This is a genomic window from Scandinavium sp. UTDF21-P1B (genome assembly GCF_040750395.1).
Lineage (GTDB): Bacteria > Pseudomonadota > Gammaproteobacteria > Enterobacterales > Enterobacteriaceae > Scandinavium.
The window spans coordinates 107,705-123,211 of sequence record NZ_JBFLVD010000014.1; the positions used below are offsets into that span (position 1 = coordinate 107,705).

The following is a 15,507-nucleotide window of genomic DNA, read 5'->3' on the forward strand; positions in this document are numbered from 1 at the left end:
CACGGGGGAGAGCAAAAATGGAGTCACTGGCAATCGCCAGCCGATGGCTGGAAAAACAGCACGTTGTCAGCTGGAGCGTGGCAAAGGATGGCAATCTGTGGGCTGCCAGCGCGTTTTATCTCTACGATCGTGAAAAAGTGGTGTTCTGGCTGCTCAGCGAAAAGTCTACCCGCCATGCGCAAATGAGCGGCAGACGTGCGACCGTTGCCGGCACCGTTAACGGGCAGCCTAAAAACGTAGCGCTAATTCGTGGAGTGCAGTTTTGCGGAGAGATTCGTCTGCTGGAAGGCGAAGAGAGCGCCGCTGCTCGCCAGCGCTACCTTCGCCGTTTTCCTGTTGCCAGAATGATGCCCGCGCCGGTCTGGGAAATTCGTATTGATGAACTGAAATTCACCGACAACACGCTGGGCTTTGGAAAAAAATTCCACTGGCAACGTCAGTTATCTGCCGAGTAGCACCAGCGCCTCGCGGTTAAACGCCGGTAAATCGTCCGGCGTGCGGCTGGTCACCAGCTGATTGTTGTCGACCACCACTTCGCGATCGTAAAAATCCCCCCCGGCGTTTTTCACATCCACCACAATCGGCTTCACGGCAGTCAGTTTCCTGCCCCGAATTACATCGGCGCTGATCAGCAGCTGTGGGCCATGGCAAATGGCAAAGACGGGCTTACCGCTGTTCACAAAGTCGCGCGTGAAAGTGACAAAACGCTCATCGCCGCGAAGCTGGTCCGGCGAATAGCCGCCGGGCAACAGCAGCGCATCAAAGTCTGCCGGGCGTACATCATCAATGGCTTTATCGATAACCACCACGGCATCGCCCTTTTTGCCTTTAACCTGTTTACCCGCCTGCTTTTCAATAGTGATAACTTCATGACCTGCTTTTTTGAACTCGGTGGCGGGCGAGGTAAACTCTGAATCTTCAAACTCATCGGTGATCAGGACTGCGATTTTCTTGCTCATCATTCCTCCGTTGTTCTGATTTCAGAGATATAGATTCTCCAGAATGGTCAATAATGACTCAGAGTATTAAGTCTGGGTGCTGTCGTTGAATTCTCAACACGGAATAATCTGCAAAGGAGGAATGATGAGTCATGTACTGATTACTGGCGCCACGGGGCTGGTTGGTGGGCACTTACTGCGAATGATGGTTCAGGAACCGCGCATCACCCGGATTACCGCCGCGACCCGGCGTCCTCTCCCGGATAAGCCGGTCGATGTTCTCAATCCCTGGGATCCGCAGCTCACCGATGCGCTGGCGCAGGTGACGGCCCCGGTTGATATTGTTTTTTGCTGTCTGGGCACCACGCGTCGTGAAGCGGGGAGCAAAGAGGCTTTCGTGCACGCCGATTACACGCTGGTGGTGGATACTGCGCTAACCGGGCAGCGCCTTGGAGCCAAACACATGCTGGTGGTCAGTGCGATAGGAGCGAATGCTCACTCACCATTTTTATATAATCGTGTGAAAGGCGAAATGGAAGAGGCGCTGATCGCCCAGAACTGGCCGCAGCTGACGATTGCTCGCCCGTCTATGTTGCTTGGCGATCGCGATCGACGACGCCTGAATGAATCCCTTTTGGCTCCGGTGTTCTCACTTCTGCCCGGAAACTGGAAATCCATTGAAGCGCGCGATGTGGCACGGGCGCTGCTGACCGAGGCGCTGGAACCCGCCAGACCCGGCGTCACCGTTTTAACCTCAGCAAAATTACGTGAAATAGCGGCACGCCAGGCGTAAGATTCGGCTCCACTATCACTTTCCTTTCCGGAGTACGGTATGGCTGGTCAGTCTTCCTCTCAGGCGGCATCTCCACTGGTGTGGTGGAAGCCTGCCCTGTTTTTCCTCGTTGTTATCGTCGGCCTTTGGTATGTGAAATGGCAGCCCTATTACGGTAAAGCTTTCACCGCCGCAGACACCCACAGCATCGGAAAATCCATCCTGGCTCAGGCGGCTGAGAATCCGCTGCGGGCGGCACTGGATTACGCGATGGTTTATTTTCTTGCCGTATGGAAAGCCGCTGTGCTGGGCGTATTGCTGGGTTCGCTGATACAGGTGTTGATCCCACGCGACTGGTTGATGCGCACACTTGGACAACCACGGTTTCGCGGCACGCTGTTTGGCACGCTGTTTTCCCTGCCGGGCATGATGTGTACCTGCTGTGCTGCGCCGGTTGCGGCCGGAATGCGCCGCCAGCAGGTTTCGATGGGCGGGGCGCTGGCGTTCTGGCTTGGCAATCCGCTGCTGAACCCGGCCACGCTGATTTTTATGGGGTTTGTACTTGGCTGGCAGTTTACCCTGATCCGGTTAGTCGCAGGATTCGCGACGGTGCTGATTGTCGCCACGCTGGTGCAGAAATGGGTAAAAGAGCCCGCCGCCGTGCAGCCCGTAGTGCCTGACGTTTTGTCAGAGGCTGAGACCACGCCGTTTCTGGTTCGCTGGGGAAAAGCGCTGTGGGTGCTGTTCTGGAATACGATCCCGGTTTATATCGTGGCGGTGCTGATCCTCGGGGCCGCGCGCGTCTGGCTGTTCCCGCATGCCGATGGCGCAGTGGGCAATACGCTGTTCTGGGTGATTGCGATGGCGGTCGCTGGTTGCCTGTTTGTGATCCCCACCGCAGCGGAAATCCCTGTTGTTCAGACTATGATGCTTGCCGGAATGGGCGTGGCGCCCGGGCTTGCGTTACTGATTACGCTGCCTGCGCTAAGCCTGCCGTCGCTCATCATGCTGCGTAAAGCGTTTCCGGCTAAAGCGCTGTGGCTCTCTGCCGGGCTGGTGGCGCTGGCGGGGATTGTGACGGGCGGGATTGCGCTGCTGTAGTAAACATTTGCCGGGCTTCAGATGGAGACAAACCGCTTTGTGTTTCTGCCGGATGGCGGCGTAAACGCCTTATCCGGCCTGTGATTCCCTTTAATTCGAATCCTCCAGGCCTGATAAGCGTAGCGCCATCAGGCAACTAAAGTCTCAAGCCCGGCAAGGGTTTACTTGATAATGGTAAAGGCGGTGGTGACGTGCTTCACTCCGCTAACGCGGCTGGCGATATCCGCCGCGGCTTTTCCTTCGCGTTCGGTCAGGCTGCCCATCAGGAACACTTCTGCGTTTTCCGTAGTGACTTTTACCGCCGAGGATTTCACCTGATCGCTGCCCAACAGCTGGGAGCGAACTTTGGTGGTGATCCAGGTATCCGAAGAGGCGGTGCCCAGACCAATCGGCTGGCCCTGACGAATTTCGTTAAATACTTCGGTCGTGCCTTCGACGCCCATGGCGATCTGCTTAGCCTGAGCGGCCAGATCGGTTGTCGGTGACTGGCCGGTCAGCAGGACTTTGCCCTGCCATGCCATCACGTTCACGCGTGCTTCTTTCTTCAGCTGTTCATCTTTGTTCAGGGCGCTGTTCACGCGCAGTTCGAGCGTGCTGTCATCGACCTGGGTTCCCACGGTGCGGGGATCGGTGGCTGCTTTAGTGCCGACCGCGGCGGTGCCAACTACCGCTGCCGCAACGCATCCCTGAAGCAGCAGCGCGGAAATAATAACCGCGAGGGGCGAAAATGCCTTCATGAGTACTCCTTAATCGTCCTGGTGTGGGAAGAGGGTGTTATCAATCAGATCGCATAAACAGTTTACCGTCAGCATGTGCATCTCCTGAATGCGTGCGCCACGGTGCGAGGGAATGCGGATTTCCACATCCTGAGGGCCGAGCAGCCCGGCGAGCTCACCGCCGTCATAGCCGGTGAGTGCCACAATGGTCATGTCGCGCGTCACGGCAGCCTCCACGGCTTTCACGATGTCGCGGCTGTTGCCTTTGGTGGAAATTGCCAGCAGCACGTCCCCCGCGTGGCCGAGCGCACGAACCTGTTTGGCATACACTTCGTCGTGCAGACGGTCGTTTGCAATCGCCGTTAAGACCACATTATCGGTATTAAGTGCAATCGCAGGTAAACCAGGGCGCTCTGTCTCAAAACGGTTGATCATACAGGCAGCAAAATGCTGTGCGTTGGCGGCGGAGGTGCCATTGCCACAACAGAGGATTTTGTTGCCGTTAAGCAGGGACTGCACCAGCGTCATAGCGGCCCGCGAAATAGCGTCCGGAAGCGCTTCTGCGGCGGCGATTTGGGTCTGAATGCTTTCGGTAAAGCAGGCTTTAATTCTGTCGAGCACGATATCCCTTACATTCTTAATTGATGCTATTCGCCAAAGGCGTTTTTCAACCATTCGATCTGACTGCCGGTGAAGGCTACCACATCGAAACGACAATCCGTAGTTTCAAAACTCCCATTGTGGCGGGCAAGCCACAAGCGAGCGGTCTGTAATAATTTTGATTGTTTGCTGCGTGTCACGCTGGCGGCCGCGCCGCCAAAGCGGGCGGAAGTGCGATAACGGACTTCCACAAATACCGTTACTGCTCCGTCTTTCATTATCAGATCGATCTCGCCGCCGCGCGCATGCACGTTGGCGGCGATAAAGCGCAGTCCTTTGCTTTCCAGATAGCGACGCGCCTGCTGTTCCCACGCCTCGCCGGTCTGTTTACGGCTTAGTTTGCCGGCACCATCTGTCCCTGCTGGTATTTGAGCCATGACAACTTCCTGTTGATCACACAATCCTGATCGGCGGTCAGATCGCCGGTGTTACCGTTGACTTCGAAACCCGGCATCTGGCGCATCTGCGAGAAGTGATTCGCTAACGTCCAGGCGTCTGCGCCCATGGCGTACAGGCGGGCCAGCGAGTAGTCGTTACGTACGGCGCTCAGCGCCTGCTGCATCAGCGCCGGGTTGCTGCCTGCCAGCATCGGAATTTCGCTGAACTGCAGGCCATCCATCTCCAGACGGAAATCCGGGCCAGCGGTGCCCTGTGCGCTGCGGGAGCTGGCATAAAGCGTTGCGCCGCTCTGGCTGCCGTTGCGCATCGCAATCATCGGCTTGATGTAGGCAATTTCTTCCGGCGTGGCCACGATATATACCGCATCCACTTTACCACCGCCGGTGATTTGCGCGTCGCTCGGTGGGGCCGGGATCGTCAGGCCGCCGATGGTTACGCTCTGCTGCTGAGGCAGGCTGGCGCTCACCGGGCTACCGGTCAGGGCGATACCGCCGCCGCCGTTCACGTTGCCGCGCAGTTCATTGGCCGAACCAAATTTCTGCTGCAGGACAACGCCGCCGCCGTTTTTCTGCCACACCTGAGCGAACGCTGTGGCGACACGATCGCCAAAGGCGCTGCGCGGGATCAGGATCAGCGGAGACTGCTTGCCCTGATCGTGGATATGGCGCGCGGCATCGCGGGCTTCATCTTCCGGCGAGAGCGCAAAATAGCAGACGTTCGCTTTATTCTGCACGCTTTCCGGCTGGTTCAGCGCCAGGACGTTCAGGCTGGTATTGCTCTTCACCAACGAGTCAACGTCGGGCTTCAGCAGCGGACCGACCACGAGGGAAACGCCATCCTGTTGAGCCTGATTTAAAATCTGGTCCAGAGGGGCGGTGGTGGTGTCATAGACTTTTAGCTCAGCGGAGGGTGCGGCTGGTGCCGTTGCCACGGCTGGCTGAGCGGTTGGCTCTACGGATGATTGCACCGCAGGCTGCGCGGTGGGCGAAGTATTCATCGGTGCTGCGGGCTGTGCAGCAGGAGTTGCGTTTGCTGGCTGTTGCTCAGGTGCTGTTGTTTGCTGAGGAGCCGGCGCCGCAGAGGTGGGGGCCTGAACGGGATTTGCCTGAGTACCGACGGCTGGCTGGCTAGTGGTCAAATCGGTCACTTCAGCCTGAGAAGGGCTGACTACGGTGTTGTCCTGCACATTAGCCGCCTGAGCCGTTTGTTCCGGCACGGCATTACCGCTTACGGAACCCGCGCTGCCATTTTTTGCTGCTTCAAAACCTTGCCGAATGGTGCGACCGAAGACCGCCGCCTGGCCGTTCAGCGGCAACAGTAGGGCGATTTTTGCGGTGGAAGCCGGTTTGAAGTTCTGGACGTTAACCAGCTGCGTCGGCAGCATTTTCGCGCCAGGGTTATGCGGGTAACGGGTTTTCCAGTCCTGGATGCCAGCTTTCATCATGTCCGGATCGTTGCGGTTATCAAACCAGACGCGCTGGAGGTCGAGCCAGCCCTGCAGCACGTTATCATTGGCGTTGATGACCAGCGAATTGGCCTGATCTTTGGTCATCGATGAGAGCGCCTGCCAGGTGGCATCAATATTTTTCTGCTTATCCTGAGGAGACGTCAGCAGCTGCTCCTGCGCTATGAGTGCCCCCAGCAAAATCAGAGACGGCTGGCCTTGCTGGGCGACAATCACGTCCTGCCAGTAGCGCGTCTGCTGATTTTTTTCCAGGCTGGCGACATCGATTTTTGCCAGCAACGCCTGCGCCCCGGCAAAATCTTTCTGTGCGAGCTTAATCTCCGCGCCAAGCAGCGCCTGCTCACGAGACTGAGTATTGTTCAGTTTCTGCGGCAGCTGGCCGTAAAGCTCCAGCGCCTGCTGGCTCTTGCCCTCTTTCAGCAGTGCACGAATGGCGAGTAATTGCCAGTTGGTCTTGCTATCATCTGAACTTTGCTGCATCTGCTGCAAATAGTAGCCGGAATCAGCCTGTGCGCTGCCTTCAAGGTGCGCGGTGCTCTGATCGGCGCTTTGCTGAGTGCCACAGCCGGCGAAAAGTAACGCTGCCAGCATAACAGGCAGGCAGCGCGCGGCTTTAGAACGAAGAAATGTTGACGGTACCATAAGTATCCAGTGATATTTTTTTAGCTCAATGCTCAATATTAAATCGGCAATACGGACTAAACAATGAAACAACGCGAAACAGCGGACAATTCTCAGGGCAAACTCTACATTGTGCCCACGCCAATCGGTAATCTTGGCGACATCACCCAACGTGCGCTGGACGTGTTGCAGGCTGTTGATCTTATTGCCGCAGAAGACACCCGTCATACCGGTTTACTGCTACAACATTTTGCTATTAACGCCCGCTTATTTGCGCTGCACGATCATAACGAACAGCAAAAGGCAGAAACGCTGCTGGCGAAGCTGAAAGAGGGGCAAAATATCGCCCTCGTCTCTGATGCCGGCACGCCGCTGATCAACGATCCTGGCTACCATCTTGTACGCACCTGCCGTGAAGCCGGGATCCGCGTTGTGCCGCTGCCTGGGCCTTGTGCAGCCATTGCTGCCATGAGCGCTGCCGGGCTGCCTTCCGATAAATTCTGCTACGAAGGTTTTCTGCCCGCTAAATCCAAAGGCCGCCGCGATGCGCTGCGAGCGCTGGAAAACGAGCCGCGTACGATGATTTTCTATGAATCCACGCACCGCCTGCTGGAAAGCCTGGAAGATATCACGGCGGTACTCGGCGAATCCCGTTACGTGGTGCTGGCTCGCGAGCTGACCAAAACCTGGGAAACCATTACTGGCGCACCGGTGGGTGAACTGCTGACCTGGGTGAAGGAAGACGAAAACCGCCGTAAAGGCGAAATGGTGCTGATTATTGAAGGCTTCAAAGTGCAAAGCGACGATGCGTTGCCTGCCGAAGCGCTGCGTACCCTGGCGCTGTTGCAGAAGGAACTCCCGCTGAAGAAAGCTGCGGCTCTCGCTGCCGAAATCCACGGCGTGAAGAAGAATGCGCTTTATAAGCATGCGCTGGAGCAGCAAGGGGAGTGATGCATTGAGCCGCTATCAGCCTCCTTTTACGATAACGCCGATAATGCTCAACAAGATGGTTGAGATCGGTGAGCTTCTGGGGCACTGGGCGGCTCAGTCCGGACGTACTTCACCGTTGCTGCGTAAAGAAAATCGTATTCGAACCATTCAGGCGTCGCTGGCGATAGAGCACAATTCATTAACCACGGAGCAGGTGACGGCGATTATGGACGGTAAACGCGTCCTGGCCCCTGCCAAAGAGATTCAGGAAGTACGTAATGCTATTCAGGCTTACGAGAAAATGACTTCCTGGAAAGCGTGGTCTTTGAAGGATTTGCAGAACGCACATCGGATACTGATGACTGGGCTCGTCGATGTACCCGGGGCGCTGAGAACCGGTGATGTGGGGATCTATCGCGGTAAAAAATTGATCCATATGGCACCGCCTGCTTCACAGTTACCGCGCCTGATTGGCGACCTGCTGGCGTGGCTGAAAACAACCGACCTGCATCCGTTGATCGCCAGCTCTGTTTTCCATTACGAATTTGAATTTATCCATCCTTTCTCCGACGGAAATGGCCGAATGGGTCGGTTATGGCAGACGTTGATCCTTAGTCAGTGGCGTAATGAGCTGGCCTGGTTGCCTGTTGAAACGCTGATTCACTTCCAGCAGACGCGTTATTACCAGATCCTTGGTCAGTGCGATAAAGCCAGTGACTGCACGCTCTTTGTCGAATTTATGTCGGAAAACATGGCAGGTGCGTTGCGTGAGGGGCTCGGTCAGCCGACGATAATGTCGGAAGAAATGCCGCCACCGCTTTCTGAGATGGAACAAAAAATATGGTTTTTGTTAAAAGACAATCCTTCACTGACTACAGTCAGCCTGGCCGTACGGCTGGATGTATCATCAAAAACAATAGAGCGTCACCTTAAATCGTTACAGCTTAAAGAGAGGCTTCGGCGAGTAGGCCCTAATAAAGGGGGCCACTGGCAGGTGGTTTGAAATACGGCCCGGAACGCCGGGCCTTTCTTGTTTATTTCACCGGCGTGGCTTCAAAGACCAGCGTTTCAAACGGTTTAAGCGTGACTACGATTGCATCTTTGTAGTCAGCAGGCACCGTTGTGTTATCACCATATACCGCTTTCAGCGATAATTGTGTCGCCTCACCCCGCGGGATTTCGAAGTCTTTCACCAGATTCAGATAGTAAGTCTGTGGCTTATCGGACGGGTTGCGCAGGCCCAGAATGGCTTTCTGTTTGCTCCACGATGCCCAGCCATAAGCTTCAAGTTTCGTTGGGTCGCCGCCAATCCAGTGGGTATCCACCAACACTTTAGCGTTATCCCTTGACCACCTGGCCGCCTGCGCCAGCGTGTCCCACTTGGTTTTATTCAGCATCGACGGAGTGATGTAAAGCTCCTGGAGCTGCGTACCGGTGGCGAAATAGCTCCAGACCTGATCGGCAAAGTCGCTGTCGGTCTGTACTTTTTCGAGCCCGTAATAGGCATGTTCGGCGCTGACGATGCCGTGATACATCAGTGAGTTAAGCGGGAACAGTGGGCCTTTACGCACGATAGAGCGATACGTTTCCGCATCACGATAGGTCATCCACTGCTGCACGGGTGTTCCCGGGCCATAAAGATTGATGTCATCACCCTGACGCCAGATGGAATCGGCGTACAGCAGCCAGGACGGGCTGGCGTCGGTGCCGGTGGTCAGGTTGATAAACAGATTTGGGTTGGCCTGTCGCATGTTGTGCAGCAGCGCAATGGAGGCATCAAAGTCGGAGGCAAACTTGCTGCCTTTGATGTGCGAATTGGCGTTACCCATGCCGTCGAGCTTGAACGAGGTAATATGCTCGTCCTTAATCAGCTTGATGATTTGCTCGTTGAAGTTGTCAAAATAGCGCGGGCCGGAAAGGGCAAATTTCCCGTCAACGGTTTCGAAACCATACTCTTTTGCGTGCGAGACGCGAATATCCCGCGGCTTGTTATACCCACCCCACGGTGAAAGCCAGAGCCCGACCGAACTGTGCAGGCTGTCTGCTTTTTCCCGCACTTTGCCAAATCCGTGGCTGAACGCTGGGCCAAACAGCCAGCGGCCAGTGCGATCGTCCCATCCGTCATCCAGCAGGAAGGCATCAAGCGGCACGCTGCGCCCGGTGATGAGCGCTTTGTTCCACTCATCCATCCGCCCTAAAACGTCCTGTTCGCTGTAGGTAGTGAAGAAGCCGATATCCATCCAGCTGTTGTAGTGAAGGTAGGGCTTGTAAGGGCGAGGGCGAACGGCCTCAATGAACTCATTCACGCTACGGCGCAGCTGGCTGGTTTCCGGGAAGGTGCCAAAGTAAGTGGTATAGCTGACCGGCGTATCCGTCTGAATCGGCGTTTTCAGCTCGACGCTAAGGTTGGTGGTCGCCTCGTAGGCATAGGTATTAATAATGGGTTTGCCCGGCAGCATAAAGAACGAATCCGCCACGATGGGCGAACTGTTGATCGCGCCGTCAACAAACGGCGCCTGAGCCTGCTTTTTGGTCGGGAAGAAGGTGATTTTTGCCACTTCACGCGCTTTGCCTACGGCAGAAAGCGTGTAATCGAGACTCGCATATTTACCCTTGATCAGATTTACGCTCACGGTGACGTTGAAATCAGGATGCGAGTAATCAATCACAATCGCATTGTCCTGTTTCTCAACGTGTTTCACCTTGAAATCGGCAGTGTGGATAACCGTCTCATCCGGCAGCGTCAGGAAAAACAGCTCCTGCGGTGAAAGCGGGTGGCTGGAATGTACATCTTTCACCACCAGCGCCGAGTTCGCGTCGTCAAAGGAGACGCTGAGGTTGTCATTATTGAGGGTAAATCTTGCGGCAAAAGCGCCGTTTGTAACCAGTAAAGCCAACAGCGAAAGCGTGGATACTTTTTTCATCAGGTATGTCCTTACGGGCAGATCAGGCTTCTGCGGGAAGACGCAGGCGATGGGCGGACCCGCAAACGGCGACTTTTTGTCTGACGATCTCTTTCATGGCGTTCATGCCGACGCGCATGTAATACCTTGGATCGTTGCCTTCCGGGTTCTCGGCAAACCACTCTTTAACCGCGGTGGCAAAGGCGATTTTCAGCTCGGTCGCCACGTTCACTTTGCATACGCCAAGCTCAATGGTGCGGCGTACAAACTCATCCGGTACGTCGCTCGCGCCGTGGAGCACCAACGGAATGTCGACCACTTCACGGATTTCCGCCAGCCGCTGAAAATCGATTTTCGGGCGCTTCGTGTAGAGTCCATGCGCGGTGCCAATCGCCACTGCCAGGCTGTCGACGCCGGTCAGCTCAACAAAGCGCTTCGCCTCCTGTGGGTCGGTCAGGAAAGCGCTTTCTGCATCAACGCTCATATCATCCTCCATGCCACCCAGACGTCCAAGCTCCGCTTCAACGCTGCAATCGTTCTGATGGCAGAAATCGACCACTGATTTCACCAGCTTTACGTTTTGCTCAAACGGGTAATGGCTACCGTCGATCATTGCGCTGCGCACCCCGGCATGGACCTTGCGACGGATATCCTCCAGCGATTCATGGTGATCGAGATGCAGCGCCAGCGGCATGCTGTAGCTGGTGGAGTAGGCACTGCACAGCGCGAAGATCTCTTCGAGGGCGATGTGTTTGAAGGTGCCCGGCGTCCCGGCGAGGATCACTGGCGATTGCAGTTCGCTACACACTTCGAGGATCGCCTGGATCGTCTCGGCGTTGTGAATATTAAAGGCCGGAACCGCGTAGCCGTTGGCCTGCGCGTCCTGAAGCAGATATTTGGTAGAGATGATGCTCATTGTCTTCTCCTCTTATGCCTTCCACGGGTGGATGACAACGCCCTGAACCACACGATTGACCGTGCCGTTGGCGGAAGGCGTATCCGGTGTGTTGCCGATGCTCAGAGACTGCGTCAGGGCAAAAACTTGTGCGTAAATCAGGAAGCAGAACACCTGCTCCATATCGATGAAGGGCCGCGCTGGCGGCAGCAGGATATGCGGGCCTGCTGCTATCAGTTCGTCCGTTTCGGCGGCGACGGCCACTACCCGCATCGCTTCTCCATCGCGGCGCAGCTCTGCCAGAAGATCGAGATCGTACTGGCGGGTATACGGGTGGCTGGAAACAAACACCACCACCAGCGTTTGTGCATTGATCAACGATTTTGGCCCGTGACGGAAACCTGTCGGTGAGTCATAAAACGCCGCCAGCTTACCGGCCGTCAGCTCCAGCACTTTCAGTGCGGATTCACGAGCAGCGCCCTGCAAGCCGCCGCTGCCGAGATAGACGATGCGTTCCCATGGCTCGTAACCGAACACGCCGCTGCGAAAATCGCCAAGAGAATCGAGAATCGCCCGGCAGCGGTCTGCTACATCGCGGAAGGTCTGGCTGTTGATGGTGTCTGGTGCGAAGACGGCAAGGCAGCTCGCCATCATGGTGGTGATACTGCTGGTCATCGCGAAGCCGCGATCGTGCGTTTCGGCGGGCATCAGCAGAGCGAACGCGTTATCGCTGTCCAGAGCGTTCTGGTAAAGGCTGCCGGCTTCGTTGCAGGTAATGGGCAGGTGATAGCACTCCGGCACAAGCTGATTGGCAAGGTTAACGGCGGCCAGGCTTTCCGGGCTGTTGCCTGAGCGGGCGAAAGAGACCAGCAGCAGCGGGTGCGCCGCGTTCAGGTAGTCCATCGGGTTGGTGACCAGGTCCGTGGTTGGCACCGCGCTGATGTTGAGCCCGGTATGGCGTGAGAGCCACGGTGCAATAATATCGCCGATAAACGCCGAGGTGCCCGCGCCGGTCAGAACAATTCGCAGATCTTTTTTGCTGAGCAGCGGGGTAAGAAAACCGTCCAGCGCAGGGCGGAGCTTATCGAGGTTAGTCAGGGAGCGGATCCAGCTGGCGGGCTGTTGGCGGATCTCGGTTTCGGTCCAGGTACCGGTGACGGAGGTGATCGTTTCGGGCATAGCTCATTCCTTAGTCGCGTGAGTTCCACAGTGGACGCGGGTACGTGTCGCTGTCTTTCGTTTCGTTTCACTTGCTTATCTGTTTCGTTAAACAAAATCTATAGAAAAGAAATTGAAACATCAATGAAAGAAAGCGAAATATGATGAAATTTGTGACCGCCAACGGGTGTTCTTGTTTAACTTTATGAAAAGTAAATGATTTATTTAACGAGGTGAAATAGAGAAAGATTTCGTGAAAGGAAAAGAAAGGCCTGCCACTACCTTCATGCAGGCCAATATGATGCAAAATGAAAGGTCTACAGGGGGAGAGCCAGACCTGAATTATTAACCCTGAAGCGAGCTCAGATCCCTTCCTCAACGGGCTTTGCCTCACGGCAGCGCCCCAGTTCATCGACCAGGCTGGTCAGCCCGCGGTGTCCGCATTCCAGCGCCTGTACGCGGAAGGTTTCGCTGTTTAATCCGTCTCGCTCAAGCACCATTTCCAGCAGCAGTTGCAGATTGGTTCCGGCGATCACCTCTCGCCCAGGCTTTTGCATCGCCAGCATAGAGGCTACGCGAAAAGGTGTGCCACCGAGCAAGTCGGTCAGAAAGACTATTTCGTGCTGGGGATCCCACGCATTCACCGCCTGCGTTAGCTGCTCGGTAAGCAGTGCCGTGGTGGAGGTTTCAGGAAAGTCGATGGCGATAAAGTGCGACTGCTCGCCTAAGATTTGCTTCATCGCCTTTTCCATCCCGCTGGCAAACCCGCCGTGGCCGGTCAAAATAATGCCTAACATCGCGTACCTCTTTGTTTTTACAGGAAGTGACAGAATTTACCGACCACGCCGAGCAGCACGGTGATACCAATCAGGCGCAGCGGACTCCAGCCCCGACGCACCAGCCAGAACATGCACAGGGTATAGACCAGCGGCAGGAAGGCGGGCATCAGCTTATCGATCACATCGGTTTGCAGCTTCACTACCGCATCACCGGCGGTAATTTCGAGCGTGGTATTCAGGCGCACGTAGGTCGCGACCAGCGCGCCAATCACCGTCATCCCGACAATCGAGGCGGCATGACCGACTTTTTTCGTATTGGCCTTAATCAGCGGGATTGCCGCCACGCCCATGCGGTAGGTGTAATGCGCCAGCCCAAAACGCAGGCCGAGATGCACCACGTTAAACAGCACCAGGAACACCACAGCGCCGAGAATCGAGCCCTGAAGCGCCAGGCTCGCGCCGATGCCGCCGCAAATGGGTAGCAGCGTCAGCCAGAACATCGCATCACCGATGCCGCCGAGCGGTGCGCCAACCGCAATTTTGGTGCTCTGAATGCTGTTCACATCCTGCTTGGAACGCTCCATCGCGAGAATAATGCCGATGACGAACGTCACCAGGAACGGATGGGTGTTGAAGAAACCCATGTGGCCCTTCATGGCGCGCGCCAGGTCGCGGGGGTTGGTGTGGATCTTTTTCAGCGCGGGCAGCAGGCCATACAGCCACCCCGAAGCCTGCATACGCTCGTAGTTAAAGGAAGCCTGCAACAGCATCGAACGCCAGGCCACGCGGTTAATGTCTTTACGGGTGAGCTCCGCACCGAGCTTCTGATCTTCATAGATATTTTCATTCACGTCTGTCAGCAGCGTCTGCTCACCGTCGACGACGCCCGGCAGGGTGGTATGTTCAGATGCCATCTTCGAATTCCTCTTTCTGTGCTGCCGGGGCAGCCGGTTCTGGAGATTTACGCAGCAGATCGATAAGCGCCATTGCCAGCGCCGCGGCAGCAATCGCCAGCACCGGTAATTTCAACCAGGCGGCGGCGACAAAGCCGATGATGAAATAAGGGATGTAGACGTTTTTCATCATGATTTTCAGCAGTACGGCGAAACCGATGGCGGGCATGATGCCGCCCGCTACGCCAAGACCGTCGATCAGGCGAGCGGGCAGGACGTCGATGGCGGTTTTCGCGTGTTCAGCGCCGAAGTAAATCGGCAGGAAAGCGCAGAGAAAATAGAACACGCCGAGTGCCAGCAGCGCCAGATAGTTCACCCGCTCGATGCCTTTCACATCGGCGTTTGCCGCCATGCGGTCGCAGCGGGACATCACGCCGGACATCACCGAGAAGAGGAACGTAATGCCCATTTGTACCGCCACGGCGAACGGTACAGCCACGCCGACCGCCACTTCAGGTTTGACGCCAGTCGAGATAGCAAACGTGGTACCGACAATGGTGCCGATAATGACGTTCGGTGGCTGCGCTCCGGCCAGCGGCGCCAGGCCCATCCATACCAGCTCCAGCGTTCCGCCGGTCAGGATCCCGGTGTGCAGGTCGCCCAGAATCAGGCCAACCAGCGGCCCCAATACGACCGGCCGGTGCATATGGGTTAACCCGTTGAACATATCGAGGCCAGCAACAAAGGCGAGAAGGCCCAGCGCAACAGCCTGCAACAGACTGATTTCCATTATGAATCCTTCAGAGTAGTTTAAAGAGATCTAAAGCGGGCTCGGTCGGCACGCCCTGCACGAAGCAGGCAACCCCAGCGTCTTTCAGCCCGTTGAATGCGGCAATATCGCTGGCGTCGACAGAAACCGTTTTGGCAATTTGCTGTTTGCCGTTGGCGTAATGCATGTTTCCTACGTTGATGCGCGTCACCGGCACGCCGCCCTCAACCAGCTTCATAAAGTCAGTGGGGGATTTACAAACCAGCAGGATTTTCTGCCGATCCGCCGCCCGGTGAATGCTGTCGATCACCTTTTGCAGCGGCCAGAAACGCACGGCGATCCCTTCCGCCAGCACCATCTCCATCAGGTTTTGCTGAACCGGATCGTCAGCCACTTCATCGTTGGCCACCAGTACCAGATTCGCCCCGGCGAAGCCGACCCACTGCACGCCAACCTGACCGTGGATCAGGCGCTCATCAATCCGACTTAACACAATGTTTGGCATACT

Annotated in this window: 17 protein-coding genes; 5 read left to right on the top strand and 12 right to left on the bottom strand. The window is 56.1% G+C overall.

The genetic code is table 11. The features are described 5' to 3' along the window. Nucleotides 1-17: 17 nt before the first annotated feature. Nucleotides 18-455 carry a YhbP family protein gene (locus tag AB1287_RS11290; protein ID WP_435617810.1) on the top strand — a complete coding sequence of 146 codons (438 nt, stop codon included), beginning with the start codon at nt 18-20 and terminating at the stop codon, nt 453-455. On the opposite strand, the gene AB1287_RS11295 is transcribed toward AB1287_RS11290, so the two are convergent. Then, nucleotides 441-959 (bottom strand): type 1 glutamine amidotransferase domain-containing protein, encoded by a 519-nt coding sequence (locus AB1287_RS11295; protein ID WP_312625691.1) that lies wholly within the window; start codon nt 957-959, stop codon nt 441-443. The two genes, AB1287_RS11290 and AB1287_RS11295, sit on opposite strands and share 15 nt — an antisense overlap. A 124-nt stretch (nt 960-1,083) precedes the next feature. Here AB1287_RS11295 and AB1287_RS11300 point away from each other — a divergent pair, with 124 nt between their 5' ends. Then, entirely contained in the window at nt 1,084-1,731 is a 648-nt protein-coding gene (locus tag AB1287_RS11300; protein ID WP_312625693.1) for an NAD(P)H-binding protein, read from the top strand. A gap of 39 nt (nt 1,732-1,770) precedes the next feature. After that, nucleotides 1,771-2,811, top strand: coding sequence for a permease (locus AB1287_RS11305; protein ID WP_435617811.1), 1,041 nt, complete (start codon nt 1,771-1,773; stop codon nt 2,809-2,811). A 161-nt stretch (nt 2,812-2,972) separates the two neighbouring features. Here the strand turns inward: AB1287_RS11305 and dolP are convergent, their stop codons facing one another. Genes dolP through AB1287_RS11325 form a run of 4 tightly spaced genes read right to left on the bottom strand, consistent with a single transcriptional unit; the run spans nt 2,973 to nt 6,693 of the window. After that, the gene (gene dolP / locus AB1287_RS11310) at nt 2,973-3,548 is read right to left on the bottom strand and encodes a division/outer membrane stress-associated lipid-binding lipoprotein (RefSeq protein WP_435617812.1); all 576 of its coding nucleotides are present in this window, start codon (nt 3,546-3,548) and stop codon (nt 2,973-2,975) included. Nucleotides 3,549-3,557: 9 nt separating this feature from the next. After that, nucleotides 3,558-4,148, bottom strand: a complete 591-nt coding sequence (gene diaA, locus AB1287_RS11315) for a DnaA initiator-associating protein DiaA (protein WP_312625459.1) — start codon at nt 4,146-4,148, stop codon at nt 3,558-3,560. Between the two features lie 26 nt (nt 4,149-4,174). Next, entirely contained in the window at nt 4,175-4,564 is a 390-nt protein-coding gene (locus AB1287_RS11320; protein ID WP_312625461.1) for a YraN family protein, read from the bottom strand. Next, nucleotides 4,522-6,693, bottom strand: a complete 2,172-nt coding sequence (locus AB1287_RS11325; RefSeq protein ID WP_435617813.1) for a penicillin-binding protein activator — start codon at nt 6,691-6,693, stop codon at nt 4,522-4,524. The genes AB1287_RS11320 and AB1287_RS11325 overlap by 43 nt, the downstream gene beginning before the upstream one ends. A 63-nt stretch (nt 6,694-6,756) precedes the next feature. On the opposite strand from AB1287_RS11325, the gene rsmI reads away from it, so the two are divergent. Together rsmI and AB1287_RS11335 are read left to right on the top strand one after the other, a co-directional pair. Then, nucleotides 6,757-7,623: a 16S rRNA (cytidine(1402)-2'-O)-methyltransferase gene (rsmI, locus tag AB1287_RS11330; RefSeq protein WP_312625465.1), complete on the top strand. Its 867-nt coding sequence runs from the start codon at nt 6,757-6,759 to the stop codon at nt 7,621-7,623. Nucleotides 7,624-7,627: 4 nt separating this feature from the next. Continuing rightward, complete coding sequence (locus AB1287_RS11335; RefSeq protein ID WP_435617926.1) at nt 7,628-8,605, top strand: Fic family protein; 978 nt, start codon at nt 7,628-7,630, stop codon at nt 8,603-8,605. A 31-nt stretch (nt 8,606-8,636) separates the two neighbouring features. Here AB1287_RS11335 and AB1287_RS11340 read toward each other — a convergent pair whose 3' ends face one another. The 7 genes from AB1287_RS11340 to agaV form a co-directional block, all read right to left on the bottom strand. Continuing rightward, complete coding sequence (locus AB1287_RS11340; RefSeq protein ID WP_435617814.1) at nt 8,637-10,526, bottom strand: enterotoxin; 1,890 nt, start codon at nt 10,524-10,526, stop codon at nt 8,637-8,639. A 22-nt stretch (nt 10,527-10,548) separates the two neighbouring features. Continuing rightward, on the bottom strand, nt 10,549-11,421 hold the full coding sequence (kbaY, locus tag AB1287_RS11345) for a tagatose-bisphosphate aldolase subunit KbaY (protein ID WP_312625469.1): 873 nt from the start codon (nt 11,419-11,421) through the stop codon (nt 10,549-10,551). 12 nt (nt 11,422-11,433) lie between these two features. Beyond that, on the bottom strand, nt 11,434-12,579 hold the full coding sequence (locus tag AB1287_RS11350; protein ID WP_435617815.1) for an SIS domain-containing protein: 1,146 nt from the start codon (nt 12,577-12,579) through the stop codon (nt 11,434-11,436). A gap of 341 nt (nt 12,580-12,920) precedes the next feature. Then, nucleotides 12,921-13,355 carry a PTS galactosamine/N-acetylgalactosamine transporter subunit IIA gene (gene agaF / locus AB1287_RS11355; RefSeq protein ID WP_435617816.1) on the bottom strand — a complete coding sequence of 145 codons (435 nt, stop codon included), beginning with the start codon at nt 13,353-13,355 and terminating at the stop codon, nt 12,921-12,923. Between the two features lie 17 nt (nt 13,356-13,372). After that, entirely contained in the window at nt 13,373-14,251 is an 879-nt protein-coding gene (agaE, locus tag AB1287_RS11360; protein WP_435617817.1) for a PTS N-acetylgalactosamine transporter subunit IID, read from the bottom strand. Continuing rightward, the gene (gene agaW / locus AB1287_RS11365) at nt 14,241-15,020 is read right to left on the bottom strand and encodes a PTS N-acetylgalactosamine transporter subunit IIC (protein ID WP_435617818.1); all 780 of its coding nucleotides are present in this window, start codon (nt 15,018-15,020) and stop codon (nt 14,241-14,243) included. The genes agaE and agaW overlap by 11 nt, the downstream gene beginning before the upstream one ends. A gap of 10 nt (nt 15,021-15,030) precedes the next feature. Next, on the bottom strand, nt 15,031-15,504 hold the full coding sequence (agaV, locus tag AB1287_RS11370; protein WP_435617819.1) for a PTS N-acetylgalactosamine transporter subunit IIB: 474 nt from the start codon (nt 15,502-15,504) through the stop codon (nt 15,031-15,033). Nucleotides 15,505-15,507: the final 3 nt, after the last annotated feature.

What these genes read in the sequence shown, in the direction of transcription:
- AB1287_RS11290 (WP_435617810.1), top strand. Translation starts at nt 18, where the DNA reads ATGGAGTCACTGGCAATCGCCAGCCGATGGCTGGAAAAACAGCACGTT.
- AB1287_RS11295 (WP_312625691.1), bottom strand. Translation starts at nt 959, where the DNA reads ATGAGCAAGAAAATCGCAGTCCTGATCACCGATGAGTTTGAAGATTCA.
- AB1287_RS11300 (WP_312625693.1), top strand. Translation starts at nt 1,084, where the DNA reads ATGAGTCATGTACTGATTACTGGCGCCACGGGGCTGGTTGGTGGGCAC.
- AB1287_RS11305 (WP_435617811.1), top strand. Translation starts at nt 1,771, where the DNA reads ATGGCTGGTCAGTCTTCCTCTCAGGCGGCATCTCCACTGGTGTGGTGG.
- dolP (WP_435617812.1), bottom strand. Translation starts at nt 3,548, where the DNA reads ATGAAGGCATTTTCGCCCCTCGCGGTTATTATTTCCGCGCTGCTGCTT.
- AB1287_RS11320 (WP_312625461.1), bottom strand. Translation starts at nt 4,564, where the DNA reads ATGGCTCAAATACCAGCAGGGACAGATGGTGCCGGCAAACTAAGCCGT.
- AB1287_RS11325 (WP_435617813.1), bottom strand. Translation starts at nt 6,693, where the DNA reads ATGGTACCGTCAACATTTCTTCGTTCTAAAGCCGCGCGCTGCCTGCCT.
- rsmI (WP_312625465.1), top strand. Translation starts at nt 6,757, where the DNA reads ATGAAACAACGCGAAACAGCGGACAATTCTCAGGGCAAACTCTACATT.
- AB1287_RS11340 (WP_435617814.1), bottom strand. Translation starts at nt 10,526, where the DNA reads ATGAAAAAAGTATCCACGCTTTCGCTGTTGGCTTTACTGGTTACAAAC.
- kbaY (WP_312625469.1), bottom strand. Translation starts at nt 11,421, where the DNA reads ATGAGCATCATCTCTACCAAATATCTGCTTCAGGACGCGCAGGCCAAC.
- AB1287_RS11350 (WP_435617815.1), bottom strand. Translation starts at nt 12,579, where the DNA reads ATGCCCGAAACGATCACCTCCGTCACCGGTACCTGGACCGAAACCGAG.
- agaF (WP_435617816.1), bottom strand. Translation starts at nt 13,355, where the DNA reads ATGTTAGGCATTATTTTGACCGGCCACGGCGGGTTTGCCAGCGGGATG.
- agaE (WP_435617817.1), bottom strand. Translation starts at nt 14,251, where the DNA reads ATGGCATCTGAACATACCACCCTGCCGGGCGTCGTCGACGGTGAGCAG.
- agaW (WP_435617818.1), bottom strand. Translation starts at nt 15,020, where the DNA reads ATGGAAATCAGTCTGTTGCAGGCTGTTGCGCTGGGCCTTCTCGCCTTT.
- agaV (WP_435617819.1), bottom strand. Translation starts at nt 15,504, where the DNA reads ATGCCAAACATTGTGTTAAGTCGGATTGATGAGCGCCTGATCCACGGT.